The organism is Amycolatopsis sp. NPDC058278, from assembly GCF_042881395.1.
Lineage (GTDB): Bacteria > Actinomycetota > Actinomycetes > Mycobacteriales > Pseudonocardiaceae > Amycolatopsis.
Genome location: NZ_JBHVXZ010000016.1, coordinates 1 through 22,833 on the forward strand (window position 1 = coordinate 1; position 22,833 = coordinate 22,833).

Sequence of the window (22,833 nt, forward strand, 5' to 3'; positions counted from 1 at the left end):
ACTGTGCAGCACAGTCACCCTCGGCAGGAAGGCCTGAATGTGTCGGAGCAGAGCAACGCCCTGAAGCTGGTCGTGACGGGCGGAGCCGGGTACGTCGGAAGTGTCTGCGCCGCCCGGCTGGTCGAAGCCGGGCACCAGGTCACCGTCGTCGACGACCTGTCCACCGGGCACGCCGACGCCGTCCACCCGGACGCGCGGTTCATCGAAGGCGACGCCGCCGAAGTGGCGGGCAGCCTGCTGCGCGAAGGCTTCGACGGCGTGCTGCACTTCGCGGCCAAGTCGCTGGTCGGCGAGTCGATGACGGAGCCGGCGAAGTACTGGGAAGGCAACGTCGTCACCTCGCTGCGGCTGCTCGAGGCCATGCAGGAGCACGGCACGCCCCGGCTGGTGTTCTCCTCGACGGCGGCGACCTACGGCGAGCCGGAGCAGTCGCCGATCCCGGAGACGGCGCCGACCCGGCCGACCAACACCTACGGCGCGACGAAGCTCGCCATCGACGCCGCGATCACCAGCTTCGCCGGCGCGCACGGCCTGGCGGCGGTGAGCCTGCGCTACTTCAACGTCGCGGGCGCGTACGGCGCCTTCGGCGAGCGCCACACCACGGAAACCCATCTCATCCCTCTCGTCCTCCAGGTCGCCACGGGCGACCGCGAGCGCATCCAGATCTTCGGCGACGACTACCCGACGCCGGACCACACGGCGGTGCGCGACTACATCCACGTCGTGGATCTCGCCGACGCGCACCTGCTGGCGCTGAAGCACGCCACCGCGGGCGAGCACCGCATCTACAACCTGGGCAACGGCACCGGTTTCTCCGTTCTCGAGGTGATCGAGGCCTGCCGCGAGGTCACCGGCCACCCGGTGCCGGCGGCGGTGGCCCCGCGCCGCGCGGGCGACCCGTCGGTGCTCGTGGCGGCCAGCGACCGGGCCCGCGAGGAGCTGGGCTGGAAGCCGGAGCGAACCGACCTGGCCGGGATCGTGCGGGACGCCTGGGAATTCACCCGGTCTCGGCGAGGCTGACCCGGTTCTCTGACCGACGGCGCGCGGCGGGCTCCTTGGCTGGGCCTGCCGCGCCGTCGGATGGCCGGTTGCTGGTGGGTGGGCACCGTTCTCGAGTGGTGGTGGGCTGGCGGGACCGGTCCATAGCCCCGCGCTTCGGGATCTCTGGACCTGGGCTGAAGTCGGCGCTGACCGACCCGGGACGGCTGAGGATTCACCCGGCCCGCGGGTAGATGGACCGAGCCGGAGCGGACCGACTTGGCCGGGATCGTGCGGGACGCCTGGGAATTCACCCGGTCTCGGCGAGGCTGACCCGGTTCTCACCGACGGCGGGCGGCGGGCTCCTTGGCTGGGCCTGCCGCACCGTCGGATGGCCGGTTGCTGGTGGGTAGGCACCGTTCTCGAGTTGTGGTGTGCTGGCGGACCGGTCCATGACTCTGCACTTCGGGATCCTTGGACCTAGGCGGAAGCCGGCGCGGACCGACTTGGCGCGGCTGAGGATTCACCCGGCTCACGAGGAGCTGGGCTCGAGCCACAGCGGACCGACCAGGCCAGAACCGCCCGCAAAGCCCGGGAATCCACCCAGTCACGGTGAGGCCGACCCCGCCCTGGCCCGACGGCGCTCGGCGCGCCGGGACCTGCGCCCCACCGCGCCGCCGGACGAGCTCGCTCCCGACCGGGGAGCTGACACCGGCTTCAAGGCCTGCGGACTGGTGGGACCGGCCCGCAACCCCGCGCTCCGAAGTCGGCCCGTGCTGAGGCGGACCGAGCCTGGCGCTACAGGCCCGCGCCCCGGAATGCTCGGACTCAGGCAGCCCGTAGCTGCCGACGCCGAGGCTGGCCGGGCCAGCGTTCCGGATGATGGCCGAAGCCGGAGTGGGTCCGCGTCTCGAGGTGGTGCCGATCTCGTCCGGCCGCCGCCGGGCCAACCGGCCTGGATGTCCTCTGAAGACATCGAGACGAGTCTGTGGTGGCCGGCAGCCGGTCCCGGTTCTGTGAGGCCTCGTATTGGTGGCCCGGCCGCCGGTCGGGGCGCCTCATGCCGCCTGGCCTATGTCGATGTCCGCGGGGTCCAAGCCGAAACCGGCTAGCGGGCCTGCTGCCGCCGCTGCCAAGCCGTGGATTACCTCCGGTGGTGTTCCGCTGTCCAGCACCCTTCTCAGCAACGACGCCAGCACGTGGCCCGGTGCCGCCTCCAGGGCGTTGTCCAGGGCCATGCCCGCGAATGCTCCGTCGCCACGCAGGTACGCCGAGAAGCCCAGCAGGGCCGCCGGTTCCGCTCTCTCCGGAGGTGGGATCTCGCGGACCAGCGTCAGCCAGAGGTGCTCGGCTTCACGTGCTCCCGTGGTGGCCGGGGGTACCGCCATCGCCAGGCACAGGTCGCGGATGTCGGGCAGCTTCAACGCCTTTGCCAACAAAACCGCTTCTTCGTCCGTCGGTGGCCCGTCGCCGCGGCGCTGGCGGTCGAATGCCGCGCTGACCACCGATGCCGCGTCGTTGACGCGTGTTGCTTCGGGCCAGGGCGGGGATGCCAAGCGGGACAAGTGGTCCGCGCGGCGGGCCAGTGCCTCCGGTGACCGAGGAGCCAGCAACGCCTCGAGCTCCTCGCGGCTGTCGAACGCCACCGTGCCGCACTCGGTCGCGGCCGCCGCCATGACCGTCGAGCGGGGGTCCGGCAATGTGCCCGCGCATTCCTCGTTGCGGTAACACGCCCAGGGTGCGCCCGTCCTGATGGCGGGCGTCCACAAGGCGTGCAGCACCGGAAGGCCGGAATCCTCCAGTGCCCGCACCAGCTCGTCGAGGAAACCCGCGTGCGGTGGCGGCTTTCCGGGTCTTCGCCGGCCACCGACGATCACCAGGGTCAGGCCGACGTGGCAGCCTGCGGCGAACCGCTGCGCCAGCGCCCGCGCCTGGCGGGCGCGGTGTTCGCGGCGGGGCAGCTCGCCGCGCAGGATCAGACCTGGGGCGTTGCCCGGGTTGCGGTGGCCGAGCAGGACGACGGACTTCGCGGGCCGGAACCCGATCAGGTACGGGAGCGCGGTCAGCAGCTGCGCGGGGTCTCGGAGGTCGGGCGGGGTGGCTGTGGTCATGCCTCCACTGTGGGGCAGGCCGGGGCCGGATGGGGCGGTGGCGGGAAATCTGTGGATGGACGGGGCCGATGTGGACGGAACCCGCCCGGCGGCGACCGGGCGGGGCGTTCCTGTCGGTGGGGCGGGCTATGCTGCCCGGCCCCACCGGCCGGACACGGATCGACTTGCGGGGTCCGGGTGGCGGAGCCCCGAACGTCACCGGGTCAGTCGCAGTGCTCGAACCCGCTCTCGTAGGTGTTGCTGCCCACCGAGCCGCCCCACTTCACGCAGGTCGAGTCGGCGGTCTTCTTGATCGGCCCGGCGTAGTAGGTGAAGCTGCCGGAATCGGTCGCCCGGTCCGCGCCCTGGACCTCGAGGAACGCCGAAACCGCACTGGCCGTACCGAGCGAGGTGGCCTTCAACGTGGTCACGCAGTTCGCCTTGGTGGACGCGTTGTACAGCAGGTAAGCCGTGCCCGAGGAGTTGGCCAGCGCCTGCTGGTCCACGACCGAGAAGCCGTCGCCGCACACCTCTTCGGCGGAGTACGGGTTGCCGCCGCAGTCGTTCTTGCTCGTGAAGTTGGTGTGCGCGTAGTACGGCACGGCGGTGCCGTTCAGCTTCGCCTTCTGCACGATGCCGTTGAGCCGCTCTTCGAAGTGCAGGTGCGGGCCGGTGACGTTGCCGGTCGAGCCCGCGGTGCCGAGCTGCTTGCCGCCGATGACCGACTGCCCGACCGAAACGGACTGGGTCGACAGGTGCGCGTACCGGCTGCGCCAGCCGCTACCGTGGTCCACCTCGATCCACCGGCCGTAGCTCGCGCTGCCCTCGTTCTCGACCCGCGTCACGGTGCCGGAAGCCGAAGCCAGCACGGGCATCCCGGTGATGCCGGACTTCTGGAAGTCGACCGAGTACTCCGGGCTGTGGCCGCTGAACGTGGCCGCGTCCACCGTGACGCCGCACTTGAACGGCACCTGGAAGTTCGGCGCGGCCGAGGCGGTCGCCTGGCCGGCGAGGGTGAGGCCGAGCGCGGGCAGCGCCGCGGCGGCGGCGAGCAGGGCGAGCCGTCGCAACCTGGACATGGGGGAACCTCCTGACAAACGGGACAACTTGACACCACGAAGGGAAGTCCCCGCCGGTACATTTTCCGTACAAGCACCCGCGGAGGACTGCCGAAATGACGACCCGACCTGCCGCGTTCCCGCGAGCCCAAGGCTGGTTGCGGTGGGCGCTCGTCGCGGTGCCGATGGTCGCCGCCATGCCTCGCGCGGACCTGCGAGCCTGGCTCCTGATCGGGTTCACCCTCGCGCTGTCGATCCCGTTGCTGTGGATCCACGACGCCCGCGTCCGGCCGCTGACGACGGCGCTGCCCCTCACCGTGATCGCGAGCACGGGCGCGCTCTGGGTGCTCCTGCCGAGCAGCTGGGCGTCGGTGGCGATGTTCAGCACCACGTTCTTCGTGGTGCTGCGGCACTCCACGGCGCCGATCGTGCTGGCGGTCGGGCTCGACATCGCGGCGATCACGGCCGGGGCGGCCCGCTTCGACGTGTGGAAAGGCGCTCTGTCGACGTACGCGGTCCTCGCGGTGATCGTGCTGATGGGGCTGAACCGGCGGACCCGCATCGCCCGCGTCGAACAGACCGAACTGGCGCTGGCCCGCGCGCAGACCGCCAACGAGGAGCACGCGCGCGCGGCCGCCCTCGCCGAACGCACCCGCATCGCCCGCGAGCTGCACGACGTCCTGGCGCACTCGCTGGCCGGGCTTTCGCTGAACCTGCAGGGCGCGCGGCTGATGCTGGTGCGCGACGGCGCGAGCCCGGACGCCGTCGCCCAGATCGAGCGGGCCCAGAAACTGGCGTCGGACGGCCTGGCCGAGGCCCGGAAGGCGGTGGCCGCGCTGCGCGAAGACGACGACGCCGTTCCGGTCGAACGCGCGATCGCCGATCTGCTCACCGCGTACCGGCTCGACAGCGGTGCCCGGGCGGACCTGACGATCGAAGGCGAGCCGCGCGAGCTCGACGCGGCGGTCGGCACCGCGCTCGTGCGCGCGGTGCAGGAGGCGCTGGCCAACACCCGCAAGCACGCGGCGCAGGCGGACGTCGACGTCACGCTGGACTTCGCCGACGGAACGGTGGAGCTGACCGTGGCCGACCGCCAGGGCAGGCGCCCGCCGGACGCGCCGGCCGCAGGCTACGGTTTGCGCGGGATGGGCGAACGGGTCGCGCTGCTCGACGGGCGGCTGGAGAGCGGACCGGGGGAGGACGGATGGCGGATTCACCTGACGGTGCCGGCGTGACGCTGCGTGTCGTGCTGGCCGACGACCAGGCGGTGGTCCGGGAGGGCCTGGTCACGCTGCTCGGGCTGCTGCCCGGGGTCGAGGTGGTCGGCGCCGCCGCCGACGGCCTGGCCGCGCTCGCGCTCGTCGCCGAGCACCAGCCCGACGTCGTGCTGGTGGACCTGCGGATGCCGCGCTGCGACGGCGTGGAGACCACCGAGCGGATCCGCGCCGAACACCCCGGTACCGAAGTCGTCGTGCTGACCACCTACGCCGACGACGAGTCGCTGCTGGCCGCGCTGCGCGCCGGGGCCCGCGGGTTCCTCACCAAGGACGCCGACGCCGAGTCCATCGCGCGGGCGCTGCGCTCGGCCGCCGCCGGTCAGTCCACAGTGGACGGGGAGCTGCAGCGGCGGCTCGTCGAAGCCGCCGCCCGCAGCGCCCCGCCGCGCGTCAAGGAGGTCGAGGGCCTGACCGCCCGCGAGATCGAGGTGCTGCGGCTGATCGCGGCGGGCCTGTCGAACACCGAAATCGCCCGCACCCTGGTGGTCAGCGAGGCGACCGTGAAGACCCACGTGAACCACCTGTTCGCCAAGGCCGGGCTGCGCGACCGCGCGCAGGCGGTCGCGTTCGCCTACCGGGCGGGCATCGCCGGGTGATCCCTCACGGCGCGGGCGGGATGTTCGCGTTGTGGTGGAACACGTTCCGCGGGTCGTACGCCGCCTTGATCCGGGCCAGGCGCTCGTACTTTTCGGGCCCGGACGACGTCCGGACGCGGTCGGCTTCGTACTCGGCCATGAAGTTCACGTAGCCCGCCGAGTTGGACGAGAACGGCACCAGCGCCTCCCAGAACTCGCGCACCCAGGCGCGGTCCACGGCGTACGGCTCCGGCTCGGCCGCGAGCGAGTCGATGTTGATCAGGATGCTTTCGCGCCGCGGACCGCCGAACGCCGTCGCGTCGTCGGCCACCTCCGTGAAGGCGCCACGCATCGAGAAGATCGGCATGATCGACAACGGGGACGTCTTGCGCGGCAGGAAATCCGCGATCACCTCGATGACCTCGTCGGTGAAGCCGTCGGCGTAGGCGGCCTTCTCGTAGGCGAGGATGCCCCACGGCGCGGCGCCGTCGAGCATCCGCTGCAGCTCGACGTACGGGATCGGCGAGACGAATTCGAACAGCGGCGTCGGCCCGGATCGCGCCGCCCGGACCGCCCCGGCGTGCTGCTCCTCCCCCTCGAAGCCGGCGATCAGCAGGGCGTAGCCCGGCCGGAACCGGAACAGCTCCGGGACGAACGGCGCGGGCGGCGCGTTCAGCCCGGCCACCAGCACCCCCAATTCTCCCGGCAGCGCCCGGAGCAGCTCGCGGGCGTGGTGCAACGCGGCCACGCCGTCGTCGAGCCCGTAGAAGAACAGTCCCAGGTGGACGATCGGGCCGACCGGGTGCAGCCGGAACTCGAACTCGGTGACGACGCCGAAGTTGCCGCCGCCCCCGCGCAGCGCCCAGAACAGGTCGGGGTGCTGCCCGGCGGACACGCGCAGGATCTCGCCGTCGGCGGTGACGAGCTCGACCGAGACCAGGTTGTCGCACGACATCCCGTACTTGCCGGTGAGCCAGCCGAAGCCGCCGCCGAGGGTCAGCCCGCCGACGCCGGTGTGGCTGATCGTGCCGCCGGGTACCGCGAGCGCGTGCTCCTGCGTGGCCGCGTCGAGCTGCGCCCAGGTCGTCCCGCCACCGCAGCGGGCGGTCCGGCCGTCCGGGTCGACGTCGATCGCGGCGAGGGAGCTCAGGTCGATGCAGAGACCGCCGTCGACGACCGCGGCGCCGCCGTAGTTGTGCCCACCTCCGCGCACCGAGACGTCGAGGCCGGCTTCGCGCGCGTACGCGAGCGAAGCCGCCACGTCCGCGGGCCCGGCGGGCCGCACCACCACCGCGGGGCGGCGGTCGAGGTCATGGCGGGTCCTCTCGCAGCGGACGGAACGCCGGTAAGTCGCCTGACCTGCGACGATCGTTACATTGAGTGATCGTCGACGCGGACAGTGACCAGCCGCTGCGTGAACCCGGCTTCGACCAGCCTGCCGAACGCCCGCTCGACGCCGGGCGGGATGCGCTGCGGGATCGCGAAGCCCCGCTCGGCGTACTCGGTGATCCGCTGGGTCTCGCCGACGAGCATGCCGATCACGCGATCGGCGTCTTCTTCCCCGCTGACGTGGTCCTCGAACGACGCCGCCTTCGACGCGCACACGACGTCGACGCCGGGCCAGAGCCGCTTGGCCGTCGCGTAGGCACGGCGTTGCTGGTACGGCCGCGTCACCAGGGTCACGGACCGGATGCCGCGCCCGGCCAGCAACCGGCGCGTGAACACGATGTTCTCCCCCGTGTGCCGGGCCTCGGGCTCGACCAGGATCGCCTCGTCCGGCACCCCGAGGTCCAGGGCGATCTCGCGGTAGTGGACCGCTTCGCCGCGTGGGAAGCGGTCCACCGTCGTCGGGGCGTTGGCGCCGGTGAAGACGATCAGCGGGAAGCACCCGGCGTGGAACAGCTCGGCGGTGTGGACGGCCACGCCGGGATCGCGGCTGCCGAGCCCGATCCCGGCGTCCGACCGCCGCGGTCCGTGCCGCAGGTCGTGGTAGTCCCACAGCGTGCGGACATCGGCCCGGAGGTGCTCCGGCAGCATCAGCCGAACGCGGCCCGCAGCGCCGGCTTGCCGCCCGTGACCGGAAGCGTGACCGACGACTTCGTGAGGTCGAGCGCGAGTCCGGCGCCCGGCTTCGGGCGCAGCGTGTAGTCGTGGTCGCTGGAGGCGAGCAGGAACTCGAGCCGGTGGCCCGCCGCGAGGACGTAGTCCTTCGGCATCAGGTCGACGCCGATCCGGTAGGCCCGCCCGGGCGTGATCGGCTCGGTGCGGGCGGGCGAGGTGCGGTTCTGCGGGTCGGTCCAGCCCCGGCTGATCACGTGGGACGTGCCGTCGGGGGCGCGGTCGAGCAGGATCGCCGAGACGTTCGCGGCGGGCCGGTCGAACGCCAGCGCCAGGTCGGCGCGAGCGGTGCCGGAGAGGCGTACGGCCTGCTTCGCCGCCGGAGTCGCGTACAGCAGGCGGTTGCCGGATGACGCCAGCCCGGCCAGCTGCTCGATCGTCTTCGACGAGTCGTCGGCGAGGGTTTCGGCGGCCGCCGTGCCCGGCACCGGGGTGCGCGTGTCGATCGTGCCCTTCGAGCGGCCGCCCGGCCACGGGTACACGCGGACGTCGGTGGTGCCCGGCGCCGGCCAGTCGGCCTCGTCGGTCCACGACAGGTCCTCGCGCTGGATCGTCGCCTTCGGCTCGTTCTGGATGCCGTTGTCGATGCCGTAGAGGTAGTGCGACATCCACTTGTTCAGCGTCGCGAGCCAGACGTCGCGGCGCAGCGAGTACGGGTCCGCGTGCCCGGACTGGTGCAGCCAGATCTTGTGCTCGACACCGCGGGCCTTCAGCGCCTCGTACCAGGTCGCGACCTGCTCGGTCTTGACGTTCCAGTCGTTGAGGCCGTGCACCGCGAGCACCGACGCGCGCACCTTGCCGACGTCGTCGCGGTAGTTGCGGACGTCCCAGAACGGCGTGTAGTCGCCGGTGACCCGGTCCTGGTCGCGGGTCAGCCCGTCGATCACCGGGCGGCAGACCTGCCGGTCGGCGCGGGTGTACACGTACTCGGCGAGCACGTCGGCGTCCTCGCCCTGGAACCCGCCGGCGGCGACGACCGCGCCGTCGTGGCGGTAGTACTCGTACCAGCTGGAGATGGCCGCGATCGGCACGATCGTCTCCAGGCCGGCGACACCGGTGCTCGCGACGGCGTTGGGCAGGGTTCCGTTGTAGGACACGCCCATCATGCCGGTCTTGCCGGTGCTCCAGTCCGCCTTCGCCGCGGCGCCGGCCGAGTCGCGTGCGCTCGTGCGGCCGTTGAGCCAGTCGACGACCGAGCGGGCGCCGATGGTCTCGTTGACGTCACCCGTGGTCGGGCAGCCGGTCGAGAGGCCGGTGCCGAGCGACTCGCCGTAGACGACGGCGAACCCGCGCGCGGTGAAGTAGTCCTGGTAGCGCCAGGTGATCGGGGCGGCAGGCCCGACGCCGTGCGCGGCGACGCGCGGGCCTTCCGGGCCGCGGGCGTACCCGGGCGCGGACAGCTCGACGTCGACGTCGTGGTTGGCGACGTCGTTGCCACCGGCGTAGTACGGGCTGGCCTGGTAGACGACGGGCACCTTCAGGCCCTGCTGGGTCGCGCGCGGGCGCACGACCTGGGCGTGCACGAGGTCGTCGGCGCCGTCGTGGTCGCTGTCGACCGGTGCGGTGACCCAGACGTCTTCGCGGACGACGTCGGCCGGGTCGAACACCGGTTGCGCCTGGCCGCCGGTGAAGACCGGGGCCGGTGGCGCGGCTTCGGCGATGCCCGCGGTCAGCGGCAGCGCGAGGACGGCGGCGAGCAGGACGGCGGCTTTCACTCAGGACCCCCAAGCCGGGCGAAGCGGACGACTGAAGACACTTCCGGTCCGCCCGCGGGGGTGTCAAGAGACTAACGTCGGAGGCATGCCGACCGTGGAAGCGCCGATCACCGCCGTGACCGTCTACCCGCAGCGTGCGCGGATCACCCGCCGGGGCAAGGCTCCGCTCGACGGCGGGCCGCGCCTGGAGTTCGCCGGGCTGCCCGTGGCCCTCGACCCGGGCTCGGTCCGCGTCACCGGCAGCGGACCCGCGCTGATCACCGGCGTCGACGTCCGCACCGAGTGGCACGCCGACCCGGCCGACCCGGCGTTGCAGGCGCTCGTCGAACAGCGGCGTGCCGATCAGGCCACGCTCGACGGCGTCGTGGACGACGAAGCGGCTGAGACGATGAAGGTGGATCTGCTGACTTCGCTCGCGAAGCGCAGCGGCGGCAGCTTCGCGAAGGCACTGGCCAACGGCACCGCCGAACCCGCGCGCGTCGCGGAGGTGACGGACGCGCTGAGTTCGCGGCTGGCGTCGGCGTTGAAGGCGCGCCGGGTGCTGAGCGAGCGGATCGCGCGGCTGCGCGAGGACCTCGCCGCGCTCGACCGGCGGATCGAAGCGCACGACAACCGGCCCGGGCGGGACAGCACCTCGGTGGTCGTCGAGCTCGAGATCTCGGACCCGGGCGCGGAAGCCGAGCTGGAACTGTCCTATGTGGTCGCCAACGCGACCTGGGAGCCGGGCTACGACATCCGGGTGCGCGGCGCCGACGTCACCGTGGTGTCGTACGGGCTGGTCAGCCAGCAGACGGGCGAGGACTGGCCGGAGTGCGAGCTGGCGCTGTCGACGGCCCGGCCCGCGGTGTCGGTGGTGGTGCCGGAACTTTCGCCGTGGTACCTGGACCGCGTCCTCCCGGCGCAGGACACGTACATGGCGTCGGCCGCGTACGGGGGCGCGGGCGGCGGGATCGCGGAGAACGCCGTCCGACGGCAGTTCGCACCGGCGGCTCCGGCGATGGCGCCCAAGGTGGCCTCGGTCGAGCAGGGCACGACGGCGGTCACCTACCGCCCTTCGCGGCCGGTGGCGGTGCCTTCCGGCGCACAGGGACACCGGACGACGTTGGCACAGCTTTCGCTTACGGCCGACCTGGGCTACGTGACGGCGCCGGTGCTGGCGGAGGAGGCGTACTTGCGCGCCACGGTGGAGAACACGTCGGAGCACGCCCTGCTGCCGGGACGGGCTTCGGTGTTCCACGACGCGGAGTTCGTCGGGACGACCGTGCTGGAGCCTTGGGCGCCCGGGGAAGAGCTGGAACTGGCGTTGGGTGTCGACGACCGGATCCGGGTGGAGCGGGAGCTGGTGCGGCGGACGGCATCCAAGGCGACTTTGTCGGGGCAGAAGCGGCGCGAGGCGGAGTACCGCATTTCGGTCGTGAACCACGGGCCGCGTTCCGCTGTCGTGACCGTCCTCGACCAGGCGCCGGTTTCGCGGGACGACACGATCACGGTGAAGGAGGTGAAGACGTCGCCGGACCCGGTCGAGACGTCGGCGCTGGGTGAGTTCACGTGGAAGCTGACGCTGGCGCCCGGGGCCGCGGGCGAAGTGAAGCTCTCTTACCGCGTGGATGTCGCGAAGGGCGTGGAGCTGGCGGGCTGGCGGGAGTAAGCAGCTTTTCCTACGCCGAGAAAGAAGATTTCGCAGAGCAGCCTGACGAAACCGTGATTTCGACCTTGCTGCCTGGTGATTGGCCTACCGGAAAAACACAAGAGTCGAAAACTCCGCACACTGTAACAGCCCCCGGCCAGTGAGCGACCATGGATGCACAGGTCAGCACCCATGAGGAAAGAAGGGGCAATGCCAAACCCGGAGGAGCTCGTTTGGCAGCTCATGCTGAAAGGTGCGGCGGCCCCGTTCAAACTCGTCAGGAGTGCTTTCGCCGCCGGTGCACGGGCGAGTTCGAACGCCTCGGCCAGAGCCGCGACGAGAGTACCCCGCGCGGTTCTGCGGCGTGGTTTGCTGGCACCGGGCGATCCACCGCCGCCGCCCGGTCTCGACCTCCTCGACTATCGCGCGACGGCCACGGCTGCGGACGTCGGTGCGCTCACCGGCGGCCCGGTGCCCCTCGGGCGGTTCCTCGACTGCCGCCACGGACTTGCGCAACCGATCGGGCTCCGGCCGGAAGATCTGCTGAAACACGCGGCGGTGATCGGGCCTCCCGGGTCCGGGAAGACACACAGCATCATCGTGCCCTGGATCGTGAGCCTGCTTCGCGCCGGCTGCAGCGTCGCGACTGTCGATGTCAAGGGCGATCTGCTCGGCCTGATCAAGGCCCACGCGACGAGGACGGGCGGTCCCACCGGCGCGCGCCTCTGGCTGTGGGACTACTCGGGCGCGCCCTCACATCGCTGGAACTGGCTGGCCGAAGCCGGTGACCATCGAGCCGTCGAAGCCGCGGTCACCTCGATTCTGGGTAAGCAGAACAAGGCCGATCCACAGCCGTTCTTCTACCTTCGGGACGTGCGCTGGCTCCGGGCCCTGATCAGGCTGACCCGCCGTCGCAGCGCGGGTCCACCCACACCGGCTCAGCTCGTCGGCACGCTCGCCGCACAGCCGGCCTTGCAGGCAGCGCTCGTGGGCGCCTCCGTTCAGGACGAGCAGGACCTCAGGGACCTGGCCGACCTCGAGCCGGCCGAATACTCGCGTGCCTCCGCGGGGCTGTTGAACTCGCTGACGTTGTTCGCCGAACCCCGAGTACGCCAGGTGAGCGAAGCATCCGACATCCGGATGGCGGAGATCTCCGACGTTCCCACCCTGCTCGTCGGCGTGGCTCCGCTGTCCGACGGGAACCTGGGTGAAGTGCTGTCCGGCATCTTCCTCGGCCAGGTGATCATGCAGGTGCTGGCCCGGTTCGGACAGCGAAAGGCGCCGCTGTTCCTCGTCGTCGACGAAGCGCCACGCCTGAAGAACCGGATCGATTTCGAAGAGTTGCTCGCCGTCGCCCGAGGAGCCTCCGCCGGCGTGTGCCTGGCCTGCCAGGACGTCGCTCAACTCGGCGACGATGCGACCCGCTCGGCCTTGCTGACCAGTTGCGACACCTTCGTCGTGCTGCCTGGCTCGTCGAGCGAGTCGGCGACGCACTTGAGCAGGCGCCTGGGTGACCGGCTGATCGAGACGCGGACGGTGAGCCAGACGGGTGGTTCCGGGTTCGTCCCGACCTTTTCCGTTTCCGGTGCGGTGTCCACCGGGCCGGTCCTGGGAAACCGCGAAATCATGCATCCGCCATTCGGGCCGCACATCTGCGTCGTACACGCGAGGTCGGTCACGCGCGCGCCGATCCTCACCGATTTGTCACTGTAACCACGATCGAAGAATCGCAGGTGAACCATGCCCGAATTCGCCCAGAGCGAGCGTCACCCGGTTTTCCCGGTCTTCCTCGTCATCGACGTCTCGTACTCGATGGCCGGAGAACCCATCGATGCCGTCAACCGTGCCCTGCCTGAGCTGCGCGAGATGATCGAAGACGACCCGCAGGTCGGCGAGATCGCCCGGATCAGCATCATCACGTTCTCGGACATCGCGACCTCGGTCCTGCCGCTGTGCGACGTGATCCAGAGCCAGATGCCGGTGCTGTCGCCGGAGTCGGGGACGAACTTCGCCGCGGCGTTCCGGCTCGCCAAGAAGCAGATCGAAGAAGAGATCCGGGGACTGGGCAAGGGAACGCGATTCTACAAGCCGGTCGTCTTCTTCATGAGCGACGGCGAGCACATCGCTGAGGAGGATTGGCGCGGGCCGCTGCAGGAGCTTGTGGACCGGAGCTGGCGGTTCAACCCGGAAGTCGTCACGTTCGGCTTCGCCGAGGCCCGCGAGGACACTCTCGGCACCATCGCGACCCGGTTCGCGTTCGTCGCCAAGCAGGGCAAGCCCGCTTCGCAGGTCAAGGAGATCATGTCCGCGCTCACCGCGAGCATCCGGACGACCTCACGCTCGTTCGGCGAGCCTCAGGGCGGTGGCCTTCAGGTCGACGTCGACACCAGCAAGTTCACCGTCCTGCCGGTGCAGGCAGTCTGATGTCACCGTCGCGCGGACGCCACCGGGCCGACCGGACCCAGGTCCGCACCACCTCGGTGCCCGGCTGCCTTTCCGCGCCGGTCGCCGATTCCGGATGCACACCGCCCGTTCCAGCCGCCCCGCAGGAAGAACTCGTGGCACGGCCAGCGAGCAAAGACACGTTCGCAGTCGAAGACGCGCCGTTCGAGGCGCCCACCATCGGCGCCGCGGAACGGCGGTCCCAAGCCGGCCGGCTGCCGTCCGCGGTCGGCTGGTCCAGCGCCGGAATAGCCCTCGACGCGGGGCAGGCCGGGCCGTACTGGGTCAGCGCGGGGAGTCTCGTCGGCCGTGGGCACGCCTGGGCCGGCAGCACTCGCCAGGATTCCTACGCGCTGGCGTTCTCGGAGAGCGGGGGTTCACTGGTCTTGGCCGTCGCGGACGGTCTCGGGTCACGATCGCGATCCCAGCTCGGAGCGCGCCACCTGTCTGCCGCCGTGGCCCGCGAATTCGTCACTGCCGAGCAGGAATCGGCCGCGACGGACGACGAAGCGCTTCTGCTCGCAGCCATTGCCCAGGCGCAGAGCGAACTGGAGGCAGTCTGGGCGCCCGCTTACGGTGTGACGGACACCCGCGCGCTGGCTTGCACGCTCGCCGTCGTCGTGCTCCCCGCCGATCTCGGCACCCGGCCGGTGCTGGCGGCCCGCATCGGCGATTCGACGGTCTTCACCGCGACCGACGCCGAGTCGGAGCCGTTCGACGAAGTGTTTCCGCTCAGCGACGGTCCCATCAACATGGTCTCGGCGAGTCTTCCCGCCGCCGGTTTCCGCGAGGACATCGAGATCCGCCGTCTCGATCCGGCCGGCTTCAGCAAGCTGGTCCTGTGCACCGACGGCGTCGCCGACGACGTTTACGAGTCCCCCGGCGTGCGTGCGTGGCTGGCCCGGCGCTGGCGGCATCCGTGCACGGAACGGTGGATGCTGGAGAGCCTCAGCTACGCACGAGCGGGGTCCCAGGACGATCGCACCGCCGTCGTGGTGTGGCTGCGCCCGGGCACCGGGCCGGCGCGGACCCCGGACGCCGGCGAGGGGGCCGACGGTGCGGATTGACGGCCGGCACAGCTCCTACGAGTTCGAAGACGACGAGTTCGCCCGAGGTGGCGCGGCCCGCTTGTTCCGCGGCGCCGGCCGCCACACCGGTCTGGTCTACAAGAAGTATCTCGAGCCGATCCGCGACGACGAGCCGGTTGCGAAGGTGCACCAGCTCGTCGGCATCGGGCGGAAGGTGTTCACGAGAGGCCCGGTCGTGCTCGGAGGCACTCCGGAGTCCTCCGTGTGCTGGCCCACCGACGTCGAATGCGACCGGTCGGGCGCCGTCATCGGCGTCGTGATGCCGGTCATACCCGACGAATTCTTCCGCAAACAGGGCAAAGCGCGAACGCTGTCCTACCTCGTCCTGGCGCGGACGGATCCGCCCGGCTCTTCGGTTCGGGTGTCGGTGCTCATCCGGGTGGCGGAGATCTTCGCCTGGCTGGCGGCCAACAATCTGGCACACGGTGATTTCTCCGACGCGAACATCGTCTGGCGGCCGGGGCTCCAGCCGGGAGCGGTTCTGATCGACGCCGACGGGCTGCAGCCCGCGGATCGCATCGCGGACAAGGGGATGAAGACCCCGCATTGGATCGATCCTCGCGTGGTTGCGGGAGTCGTGCCGGCCCACGACCAGCTCAGTGACTGGTACGCCCTCGCGCTCTCGATGTACCGGGGCCTGCTACTGGTTCCGGGCAACCTGGACCGGCAGCCCGACGGCTCATGGCCGAAGCCGTCGCACATCCCGGCGAATTTTCCGAAGGCACTCCGGCAGCTGTTCGACCGGACGCTGGGTGCGCCACTGGACGAATCCGGACGGGCCGCCCCGGCGGAATGGGTGACCGCCTTACGAGCCGCCTACCTCGTGAACGACAGCAGGTTCGACAGGGGGGCGCTCACCGCGCTCGACCACGCGGCGGACGCCCGACGACCGCCACCTCCAACCGTCCGATTCCAACCGCTCCCCGCGGCGTTTCCGCAGCAACCCCGGGTACAACCGCCGCCGGTCCACCCGCCACCGCCGCACCGGCCACCGGCGGCCCCGTTCGCGCCACCGTTGCGGCCGCCGATGGCCCCACTGCCTGTCACTCGAGGGACCACCGCTTCCGGACGTGTCGCGAAGGTGTCGGCCGGCGTGGTTGTCGTCGTAGCGCTCGTCATCGGGCTGAACGCGACGGCGAAGACCGGCACGACCACGCAACCCGGAGGAGGCGGCGGCGTGCGCAGTACCGAGTCGTCCGAGCAGCTCACCTCGTCGTCGCCGGACACGCCGACGTCCGATACCTCGTCCCGCTCCACCAGCACCGATCCGGGCATCGCGCTACAACAGCAGGCCGAATCGGACGCAGCCGGTGTCGAAGCACTCGCCGGACAGTGGGTCCCCCAGCTCTCGTCGAAGGCGGTCGGTACGCGGGACAACGGCACGGTGTACGACAACGCCTCGATCCTCGACCACTACCGCACGCTGAAGAGCTCCTATTCCAGCGTTTTGCTGCTGCGCTCCGACTCCTTCTCCACGTTCAAGCGGAGGGGTTTCTGGGTCGTCGTGATGCCCGAGCCCGCCAGCACGGGCCAGGCCGCCAACAGCTGGTGCGACACCCACGGCATCGACGCGAACAACTGTTTCGCCAAGCTGCTGTCCCACACCGCCGGACCGGAAGGCGCGACCCTCAACCGCTGATCCACGCAGCAAGGAGTGATCCGATGCGGTACCGGTCGATTGCCGCGCTGGCCTTCGTTGTAGGCGTCGCCGCGCTGGTGGCCGCGCGTCCCACCAACCACGGCCAGGAACCGCCTGTCCAATCCGGTCGTCCCGACGTGACCGCCACGTCACCGGCCGCGGCCGGTCAGCGGCCGCCCTGGCACCACGAACTGCTCGGCGGGAACGCGGAATACTGCGCTTCGGCCGCGGCACGAACACTCGACCTGCCCACACTGACTTGGCAGTTGTTCCTGATCGGAACGCCATTGGGGGCGAAGCAGCCCGCCATGCCCGAGCCCGGCGCGGGCGGATTCCTGCTGACGGGGAGAAGTTCAGCCGGTGTGAACGAAATCGCGCGATCGACCGCCGCTCTGTCGGACGGCAGTCCGACCCACATCAGGCCGTTGGTGGCAGTCGATCAGGAAGGCGGCTCGGTGCAGGCGTTGCGCGGTCCCGGCTTCAGCCTCATTCCGCCGGCCACCGTCCAAGGCAGCTGGCCGGGCGGTGACCTTCGTGCCGCCGCACGGCGCTGGGGCACCGAACTCGCGCAAGCCGGGGTCTCTTTGGACCTCGGTCCGGTGGTCGATGTCGTGCCAGCAGATCGCGCGAAGGCCAACGCGCCGATCGGCGCCTTGAACCGGCAGCTCGGCAGCGACGTCCCGACGATCGTGACCGCCGCGAAGGCGATCAGTTCGGGACTGCGAAGCGCCGGGGTCGGTGTGGTGTACAAGCACTTTCCGGGGTTGGGGATGGTTTCGGCCAACACCGACTACCGGCCGGACGTGGTAGATCCGGTCACCGGGACGGACAGCCCCTCGGTGGAGGTGTACCGGCAGGCCCTGTCGGCGAGCGATGCCTCGGTCATGGTCTCCACGGCCGTGTACAGCCGGCTCGATCGGCAGCAGCCCGCCGCATTCTCGAAGCCGGTCGTCACCCGCCTTCTCCGCTCCGAACTGACGTTCGGCGGCGTCGTGATCTCCGACGACCTGGCCAACGCGAATCAGGTGTGCGGCGTGCCGGCGCCGGATCGGGCGATGCGATTCCTGTCGGCCGGAGGAGACCTTGTCATCGCCGCCGACCCACGGATCGGAAAGGCGATGCACCAGCAGGTCGCCCTGACGGCGGCGGAGGATCCCCGGTTCGCCGAACAGGTTCGTGCCAGCGCGCTGCGCGTGCTGGCTCTCAAGGCTTCGCTCGGTCTGATCGATTGCCGGGCCTTGGCCCGATGAGGGACGGAGGTGTCCGGTTGGACAGCGCCAAGCTACTGCCGATCGGCTTCGGCGTCGGCGACATGTGGGAGGGCGACGCCGATTCCACCCGGCTCAGCAGTCACGTGATCCGGGCCGGTGGGGATTTCCTCCAGCTCAGTCCCTTGTCCTATGACATCTGGTGGCAGGCCCGTTTCCGGCGCGAGCCGGGAGAACTGATCGAGTGGGTATCCGGCCAGGGCGTTCCCAGCCCGGCGGCCGAAGTCGAGACGCTGTTGTCCCGCGGGCTCCTGGTGGTTCTGCGAAGGGACATCGGGCCCTTCGCCCGCGACCACCGGATGACGTCTGCCGGACTCGGCGGTGGCCGGCAAGGCGACGGAACCATGCTCGTGCTCGGCGCCGATACCCGTCCCTTGCTCCAAGTCGACCCGGTGACCTACCTCGCCTGGTCGCTCGCCGACGGCTCGACGGTCGGCGAGATCGCCCGGCAGATCGCCGGGAATGACTCGTCGTGCCTCGAGAGAGTGCTGGCTCTGCTCGCCGAAGCACTACCCGTTCTGGTCGCCCACGGCGCGCTGATCGTCGATCGAAAGCGGTGAGACGACGATGAACAGGGACCAGTTCACCGCCACCTCGCTGAAGGTGGTGTCCACGCTGTCCGCCAAGGCCCGGGTGGCGGCCGCAAGCTCGGCGGTCTACCTCCTGGCGAGCGGGCGGGCCGCACAGGGCGCGGCCGCCTCGGCCGTGGCCCCGCTGCTCAAGGAACTGAGTGACCACACGCTGAAAGCAGCCCGGAAGTACAGCGCCCGGGCCGCCCGCAGTGCCCGGAGGAGCCAGGTCGAACCTCTACGACGGCAAGCCGACGCAGGCGCGACGAGCAACCCGCCTCGCTCCGAGCGCAAACAGCGGTCTCCGGAGCAGCCACGACGCCGGGATCGTCGCTGATGCTGCTCCGGCCGGCCCCTAGCCCTGGGAGATGTAGGCCTGCAGTTGTTCCTGGCTCTGCTCCAGCTGTTCCATCCGGTTCTTCACGACGTCCCCGATGGACACGATCCCGGCCAGCCGGCCCTCGGCCAGGACCGGGACGTGGCGGATGCGGCGTTCCGTCATCAGGACCGACAGCTGGTCCACCGAGTCCTCCGGGCCGCAGCTGGCCACCAGTTTCGTCATGATCTCCGACACCGGGCCGTCGAGCAGGGCCGGGCCGTGTTCGTGCAGGCGGCGGACGACGTCGCGTTCCGAGACGATTCCCGCGATCGAACCGTCCGGGGCGACGACCACCATCGCGCCGACGTTGTGTTCGGCCAGTCCGGCCAGCAGCGTGGTCACCGTCGTCTCCGGGGTGACCGTTGCGACCGCCGACCCCTTCGTGCGCAGCAGATCCGCAATCCGCATGGCGATCCTTCCCGTCGGTGAGCTGGATCACCACAGGTTAGGGCCCTCCGGCGCCCCGCGAAAGTCCGGCAAACGGGGCGTCTTCGTGGTAAGGGTGGCGATTCAGCCGAGCCGTTCGGCCAGGCCGTCGAGGGCCAGCCGGATCCCGGCCGCGTAGTCGTCGTCGCCGAGGGCGTCCAGGCGCGCGCGGGCCAGCGCCAGCTGTTCGCGCGCCGCCGGCAGGTCGCCGAGCTTGCGGTAGTCCTCGCCCAGGTTGAGGTGCAGCGACGGGTAGAACCCGCGCACCGCCAGGGACGAATGGTATTCCCTGGCCCGCGAGTCGGTCAGCGAATCCGCCGCCGCCAGGGCCCGCAGGTCCCACTCGAGTTCCTCGGCCGGGTCGTCGCAGACGTCGGCCATGTGGTGGGCCAGCGCGACGCGGTGCAGCGGGTCGCCGTCGTCGCCGATCGATGCCCACAGCTGCGCGAAGGTCGCGTACGCGCCGGCGCGGTCGCCGCCGATGTGCTTCCGCAGACCGGCGTCGATCGCCACCATCACGTCGTCGGTCATGCCACTCCTTCGTCCGCCAGCGCCCGCAGCCGGGCCAGTCCGGGCTCGATCCGCTCGGCCGCGACCGCACCGTAACCGAACACCAGGCCGTGCCGCCGCTCCCCCACGCCGAAATCCCCCAGCGAGTACAGCCGCACGCCCCGGCGGCGAGCGGCGCGGACCAGCGGGCCGCAGTCCGCCGGCGCGACCGCACTGAGGTGCAGGCCCGCCGTCGACGGCAACGGCGTCAGGAAGTCCGCGAAGTCCCGGGCGAGCACCGCCGAGAGGAGCTCGTGCCGGGCGCGGTAGACCTTCCGCATCCGCCGGACGTGCCGGGCGAACCCCCCTTCGGCCATGAACGCCGCCAGCGCCGCCTGCTCGACGTTCGGTGCGTGCCAGTCGGTGAGGTAGCGGGCCTTGACCAAGGCGGGCACGAGCGCCGGCGGCGCGATGAGGAAACCCAGGCGCAGCGCCGGCGAGAGCACCTTCGAGAACGAGCCGACGTACACGACCCGGCCACGGGAATCGAGGCTGTGCAACGGTTCCAGCGGGCGTCCGGTGTAGCGGAACTCGGTGTCGTAGTCGTCCTCGACGAGCACCGCGTCGTTCCGCTCGGCCCAGTCGAGCAGCTCCAGGCGGCGGTCCAGCGACATCGACAGGCCGAGCGGGTACTGGTGCGACGGCGTCACGTACACCAGCCGCGTCCCCGCCGGGATGGCGTCGACCACGATCCCGGACGCGTCCACCGGCACCGGCGCGACCCGCACCCCGCGCGCGCCGAGCACCAGCCGCGGCGGCGGGTACCCGGGGTCCTCGACGGCGGCGAGGTCGCCGGTCCGCAGCAGCACCCGCGCGACGAGATCGGTCGTCTGCTGCGCCCCCGCGGTGACGACGACCTGCGCCGCACCGGCTCGGACGTCCCGGGAAACGCCGGCGTGCCGGGCGATTTCGGCACGCAGCGCGGCGTGGCCCTGCGGGTCGCCGTAGGTCATCAGGTCGGCCTGGCCGGCCCGCAGCCGCTGTGTGATCAGCCGCCGCCAGGTGTCGAACGGGAACAGCGAGAGGTCGGGGACGCCGGGCCGGAAGTCGAACTCCGGCGCCGGGGCGAAGGGCGCGGGCGGCGGCGGGACGGCGTCCCACTCCGGCAGCGGCCGCACACCCGGAACGTCCGGCACCGGCTCGGGGGAAGCCGGCGACGCCGTGACGAACGTGCCCGCGCCGACGCGAGCGGCGAGGAACCCTTCGGCGGTGAGCCGGTCGTAGGCCGCGCTGACCGTCGTCCGGGAGACCGCCAGCCGCTGCGCGAGCTCGCGGGTCGGCGGCAGGGCCTCACCGGGCCGGATCCGGCCAGCCAGGATCGCCGCGCGGAGCTGCCGGTAGATCGCGTCGCGGTGGCCGCGCGTCCCGCTCAGGTCGATGTGGATCTCCACCCGGTCAGTCTAGATTGGCACACAAAGCTTGCCGCGGTTTTGGCACTGTTCGTGGTCCGCTTACCCGCCTAGCGTGGCCGGCATGGATCTTCGCGAACTCGACCGCCGCACGCTGCTCATCCTCGACAAGCTCGTCGCCGGCGTGACACCCGCCGACCTCGCCCGCCCCACCCCGTGCGCCGGCTGGACCCTCGCCGATCTGCTCCGCCACCAGGTCAGCGAGAACCACGCCTTCGCGACGGCGGCCCGCGAAGGCTCGGCGCCGGACTGGGACGCCGGTGTCCTCGGCGACGACGCCTACGCCGCGTACCAGGCGTCCGTCGACGACTTCCTCGACGCCTTCGCCGGCGACGCCGTGCTGGAGCGGCAGCTCACCATCAACCACTTCGGCACGTTCCCCGGCTCGATCGCCGCGCACATGCACCTGGTCGACACGGTCGCGCACGGCTGGGACCTGGCCCGCACGCTCGGCCTGCCCTACGAGCCGGACGCCGAAGCCGTGTACATCGCCTCGAAGCTGGCCGAACGGATCCCGGACGAAGGCCGCGAGAAGAACGGCTCGTTCGCCCGCAGCGTCGAGGTCCCCGCGGACGCGAGCCCGCTCGACCGGTTCCTCGCCCTCCTCGGCCGCGACCCCGCCTGGACCCTCAGCTGACCTCGCCGACCGGGGCGCTCCACGTGTCGCACGCCTTCGTGGCCTTGCCGTCGTAGCCCGCTTTCGCCCAGGACAGCTGGTGCTCGCGCGAGCCGTGGGTGTCGCTGTTGTTGGCCCGGCCGTAGTCGGCGACCGCGGCGTTCGCCAGCGATCGGCTGATCGAGCCCGTGCCGGCGACGGCCGCCAGGAACAGCGCGCCGAAGCAGTTCGCCTGGAGCTCGATCCGGCGCACGACCTCCTTGTCGGCCGCGCTGTCCTCGTCCGGCGAGGTCATCTTGTCCGCCGCCGCGGAGAGGATGCCGCTCTCGCGCTGCACGTGGTGGCCGTACTCGTGGGCGAGCGTCGCGATGTGCCGGGCCTTGTTGAGCCCGGCGTCCGACAGCATCCAGTCGGTCGGGGCGTAGATCGTCGTGTCACCGCCGCAGTAGTAGGCGACGGCTTCGCTCTCCGCCGGCGCTTCGCCGCACGAGCTGTGCTCCGGCAGCGTCACCGACACGGTGGCGGTCAGCGTCGGCTCGTTCGCCTTCTCGAGCGCCGGGCGCCACGACTGCTCCAGGCAGCCGACGAGCGCGCCGTAGTAGGCCTTGAGCTGTTCGGCCGCCCGGCCGAGTTCGGGCAGGGTGCAGGTGGCGGGCCCGGGGCTGATGCCGTCGCCGAGCAGGGGGTTGCGCGCCAGCTCCGGCACGGCCTTCGGGGGCTTGCCGGTGCCGCCGTATGCCCGGCCCGGATCGGCGCCCTGCACAGCGAACGCGCGGCCGTCCACCCGGTGCGGGATGGTGGCGGCGATCAGGGAGAAGGCCACCACGACGATCAGGACCCCGGTGACGGCACCCCAGAGCCGGTTGCGCGGCGGGGCGATCGGGACCGGCGGGGCCGGGGCCCAGCTGGGCGCCCACGGATTCGGCTCCGGCGCCCACGCGGGCTCGGGCGGCCGGGCCGTCCCCGGCCACGGCGGTTCGGCCTCGTTCACGGTCTCCCCCTGCTGTGTG

At 71.2% G+C, this 22,833-nt stretch carries 21 protein-coding genes; 12 read left to right on the top strand and 9 right to left on the bottom strand.

Translation table 11 applies throughout. From position 1 onward, the window contains the following. Nucleotides 1-39 precede the first annotated feature (39 nt). Nucleotides 40-1,020 carry a UDP-glucose 4-epimerase GalE gene (galE, locus tag ACFVYA_RS10730; protein WP_387044546.1) on the top strand — a complete coding sequence of 327 codons (981 nt, stop codon included), beginning with the start codon at nt 40-42 and terminating at the stop codon, nt 1,018-1,020. A gap of 1,016 nt (nt 1,021-2,036) precedes the next feature. Here the strand turns inward: galE and ACFVYA_RS10735 are convergent. Both ACFVYA_RS10735 and ACFVYA_RS10740 read right to left on the bottom strand, forming a co-directional pair. Beyond that, nucleotides 2,037-3,089 carry a DUF4192 domain-containing protein gene (locus ACFVYA_RS10735; RefSeq protein WP_387044418.1) on the bottom strand — a complete coding sequence of 351 codons (1,053 nt, stop codon included), beginning with the start codon at nt 3,087-3,089 and terminating at the stop codon, nt 2,037-2,039. Between the two features lie 203 nt (nt 3,090-3,292). Continuing rightward, nucleotides 3,293-4,147, bottom strand: coding sequence for a M23 family metallopeptidase (locus tag ACFVYA_RS10740; protein ID WP_387044420.1), 855 nt, complete (start codon nt 4,145-4,147; stop codon nt 3,293-3,295). A 95-nt stretch (nt 4,148-4,242) separates the two neighbouring features. Here ACFVYA_RS10740 and ACFVYA_RS10745 point away from each other — a divergent pair, with 95 nt between their 5' ends. Together ACFVYA_RS10745 and ACFVYA_RS10750 are read left to right on the top strand one after the other, a co-directional pair. After that, nucleotides 4,243-5,361 (top strand): sensor histidine kinase, encoded by a 1,119-nt coding sequence (locus ACFVYA_RS10745; protein ID WP_387044421.1) that lies wholly within the window; start codon nt 4,243-4,245, stop codon nt 5,359-5,361. Then, nucleotides 5,358-5,999, top strand: coding sequence for a response regulator (locus ACFVYA_RS10750; RefSeq protein WP_387044423.1), 642 nt, complete (start codon nt 5,358-5,360; stop codon nt 5,997-5,999). The genes ACFVYA_RS10745 and ACFVYA_RS10750 overlap by 4 nt, the downstream gene beginning before the upstream one ends. Nucleotides 6,000-6,003: 4 nt before the next feature. Here ACFVYA_RS10750 and ACFVYA_RS10755 read toward each other — a convergent pair whose 3' ends face one another. The 3 genes from ACFVYA_RS10755 to ACFVYA_RS10765 all read right to left on the bottom strand — a co-directional run bounded on the left by ACFVYA_RS10755 (nt 6,004) and on the right by ACFVYA_RS10765 (nt 9,811). After that, the gene (locus tag ACFVYA_RS10755; RefSeq protein WP_387044425.1) at nt 6,004-7,269 is read right to left on the bottom strand and encodes an FAD-binding oxidoreductase; all 1,266 of its coding nucleotides are present in this window, start codon (nt 7,267-7,269) and stop codon (nt 6,004-6,006) included. 80 nt (nt 7,270-7,349) lie between these two features. Beyond that, entirely contained in the window at nt 7,350-8,015 is a 666-nt protein-coding gene (locus ACFVYA_RS10760; protein ID WP_387044427.1) for a YdcF family protein, read from the bottom strand. Next, the gene (locus tag ACFVYA_RS10765) at nt 8,015-9,811 is read right to left on the bottom strand and encodes a Xaa-Pro dipeptidyl-peptidase (protein WP_387044429.1); all 1,797 of its coding nucleotides are present in this window, start codon (nt 9,809-9,811) and stop codon (nt 8,015-8,017) included. The genes ACFVYA_RS10760 and ACFVYA_RS10765 overlap by 1 nt, the downstream gene beginning before the upstream one ends. Nucleotides 9,812-9,896: 85 nt before the next feature. Here ACFVYA_RS10765 and ACFVYA_RS10770 point away from each other — a divergent pair, with 85 nt between their 5' ends. The 8 genes from ACFVYA_RS10770 (at nt 9,897) to ACFVYA_RS10805 (ending at nt 18,781) form a co-directional block, all read left to right on the top strand. Further along, nucleotides 9,897-11,459 carry a DUF4139 domain-containing protein gene (locus ACFVYA_RS10770; protein ID WP_387044431.1) on the top strand — a complete coding sequence of 521 codons (1,563 nt, stop codon included), beginning with the start codon at nt 9,897-9,899 and terminating at the stop codon, nt 11,457-11,459. A 189-nt stretch (nt 11,460-11,648) separates the two neighbouring features. Next, on the top strand, nt 11,649-13,151 hold the full coding sequence (locus ACFVYA_RS10775; protein ID WP_387044433.1) for a type IV secretory system conjugative DNA transfer family protein: 1,503 nt from the start codon (nt 11,649-11,651) through the stop codon (nt 13,149-13,151). 27 nt (nt 13,152-13,178) lie between these two features. Further along, nucleotides 13,179-13,862 carry a VWA domain-containing protein gene (locus tag ACFVYA_RS10780; protein WP_387044435.1) on the top strand — a complete coding sequence of 228 codons (684 nt, stop codon included), beginning with the start codon at nt 13,179-13,181 and terminating at the stop codon, nt 13,860-13,862. Continuing rightward, on the top strand, nt 13,862-14,947 hold the full coding sequence (locus tag ACFVYA_RS10785) for a protein phosphatase 2C domain-containing protein (protein WP_387044437.1): 1,086 nt from the start codon (nt 13,862-13,864) through the stop codon (nt 14,945-14,947). Before ACFVYA_RS10780 ends, ACFVYA_RS10785 begins: the two co-directional genes overlap by 1 nt. Next, the gene (locus tag ACFVYA_RS10790; protein WP_387044439.1) at nt 14,937-16,607 is read left to right on the top strand and encodes a hypothetical protein; all 1,671 of its coding nucleotides are present in this window, start codon (nt 14,937-14,939) and stop codon (nt 16,605-16,607) included. Before ACFVYA_RS10785 ends, ACFVYA_RS10790 begins: the two co-directional genes overlap by 11 nt. Nucleotides 16,608-16,630: 23 nt before the next feature. Next, a complete protein-coding gene (locus ACFVYA_RS10795) occupies nt 16,631-17,857 on the top strand; it encodes a glycoside hydrolase family 3 N-terminal domain-containing protein (RefSeq protein WP_387044441.1) in 1,227 nt (408 codons plus the stop codon). A 17-nt stretch (nt 17,858-17,874) separates the two neighbouring features. Continuing rightward, nucleotides 17,875-18,435: a hypothetical protein gene (locus ACFVYA_RS10800; RefSeq protein WP_387044443.1), complete on the top strand. Its 561-nt coding sequence runs from the start codon at nt 17,875-17,877 to the stop codon at nt 18,433-18,435. A 7-nt stretch (nt 18,436-18,442) separates the two neighbouring features. Further along, nucleotides 18,443-18,781, top strand: a complete 339-nt coding sequence (locus tag ACFVYA_RS10805; RefSeq protein ID WP_387044445.1) for a hypothetical protein — start codon at nt 18,443-18,445, stop codon at nt 18,779-18,781. Between the two features lie 18 nt (nt 18,782-18,799). Here ACFVYA_RS10805 and ACFVYA_RS10810 read toward each other — a convergent pair whose 3' ends face one another. From ACFVYA_RS10810 to ACFVYA_RS10820, 3 genes are all read right to left on the bottom strand, one after another. After that, nucleotides 18,800-19,231 carry a CBS domain-containing protein gene (locus ACFVYA_RS10810; protein WP_387044447.1) on the bottom strand — a complete coding sequence of 144 codons (432 nt, stop codon included), beginning with the start codon at nt 19,229-19,231 and terminating at the stop codon, nt 18,800-18,802. Between the two features lie 102 nt (nt 19,232-19,333). Next, nucleotides 19,334-19,780 (bottom strand): hypothetical protein, encoded by a 447-nt coding sequence (locus ACFVYA_RS10815; protein ID WP_387044449.1) that lies wholly within the window; start codon nt 19,778-19,780, stop codon nt 19,334-19,336. After that, nucleotides 19,777-21,189, bottom strand: coding sequence for a PLP-dependent aminotransferase family protein (locus tag ACFVYA_RS10820; RefSeq protein WP_285989681.1), 1,413 nt, complete (start codon nt 21,187-21,189; stop codon nt 19,777-19,779). The genes ACFVYA_RS10815 and ACFVYA_RS10820 overlap by 4 nt, the downstream gene beginning before the upstream one ends. Before the next feature lie 82 nt (nt 21,190-21,271). Between ACFVYA_RS10820 and ACFVYA_RS10825 the strand changes: the two genes are divergently transcribed. Continuing rightward, a complete protein-coding gene (locus tag ACFVYA_RS10825; protein WP_387044451.1) occupies nt 21,272-21,844 on the top strand; it encodes a TIGR03086 family metal-binding protein in 573 nt (190 codons plus the stop codon). Here the strand turns inward: ACFVYA_RS10825 and ACFVYA_RS10830 are convergent. Then, entirely contained in the window at nt 21,837-22,814 is a 978-nt protein-coding gene (locus tag ACFVYA_RS10830) for a neutral zinc metallopeptidase (protein WP_387044453.1), read from the bottom strand. The genes ACFVYA_RS10825 and ACFVYA_RS10830 overlap by 8 nt on opposite strands. Nucleotides 22,815-22,833: the final 19 nt, after the last annotated feature.

What these genes read in the sequence shown, in the direction of transcription:
- ACFVYA_RS10735 (WP_387044418.1), bottom strand. Translation starts at nt 3,089, where the DNA reads ATGACCACAGCCACCCCGCCCGACCTCCGAGACCCCGCGCAGCTGCTG.
- ACFVYA_RS10740 (WP_387044420.1), bottom strand. Translation starts at nt 4,147, where the DNA reads ATGTCCAGGTTGCGACGGCTCGCCCTGCTCGCCGCCGCCGCGGCGCTG.
- ACFVYA_RS10745 (WP_387044421.1), top strand. Translation starts at nt 4,243, where the DNA reads ATGACGACCCGACCTGCCGCGTTCCCGCGAGCCCAAGGCTGGTTGCGG.
- ACFVYA_RS10760 (WP_387044427.1), bottom strand. Translation starts at nt 8,015, where the DNA reads ATGCTGCCGGAGCACCTCCGGGCCGATGTCCGCACGCTGTGGGACTAC.
- ACFVYA_RS10770 (WP_387044431.1), top strand. Translation starts at nt 9,897, where the DNA reads ATGCCGACCGTGGAAGCGCCGATCACCGCCGTGACCGTCTACCCGCAG.
- ACFVYA_RS10775 (WP_387044433.1), top strand. Translation starts at nt 11,649, where the DNA reads ATGCCAAACCCGGAGGAGCTCGTTTGGCAGCTCATGCTGAAAGGTGCG.
- ACFVYA_RS10780 (WP_387044435.1), top strand. Translation starts at nt 13,179, where the DNA reads ATGCCCGAATTCGCCCAGAGCGAGCGTCACCCGGTTTTCCCGGTCTTC.
- ACFVYA_RS10785 (WP_387044437.1), top strand. Translation starts at nt 13,862, where the DNA reads ATGTCACCGTCGCGCGGACGCCACCGGGCCGACCGGACCCAGGTCCGC.
- ACFVYA_RS10795 (WP_387044441.1), top strand. Translation starts at nt 16,631, where the DNA reads ATGCGGTACCGGTCGATTGCCGCGCTGGCCTTCGTTGTAGGCGTCGCC.
- ACFVYA_RS10805 (WP_387044445.1), top strand. Translation starts at nt 18,443, where the DNA reads ATGAACAGGGACCAGTTCACCGCCACCTCGCTGAAGGTGGTGTCCACG.
- ACFVYA_RS10810 (WP_387044447.1), bottom strand. Translation starts at nt 19,231, where the DNA reads ATGCGGATTGCGGATCTGCTGCGCACGAAGGGGTCGGCGGTCGCAACG.
- ACFVYA_RS10815 (WP_387044449.1), bottom strand. Translation starts at nt 19,780, where the DNA reads ATGACCGACGACGTGATGGTGGCGATCGACGCCGGTCTGCGGAAGCAC.
- ACFVYA_RS10825 (WP_387044451.1), top strand. Translation starts at nt 21,272, where the DNA reads ATGGATCTTCGCGAACTCGACCGCCGCACGCTGCTCATCCTCGACAAG.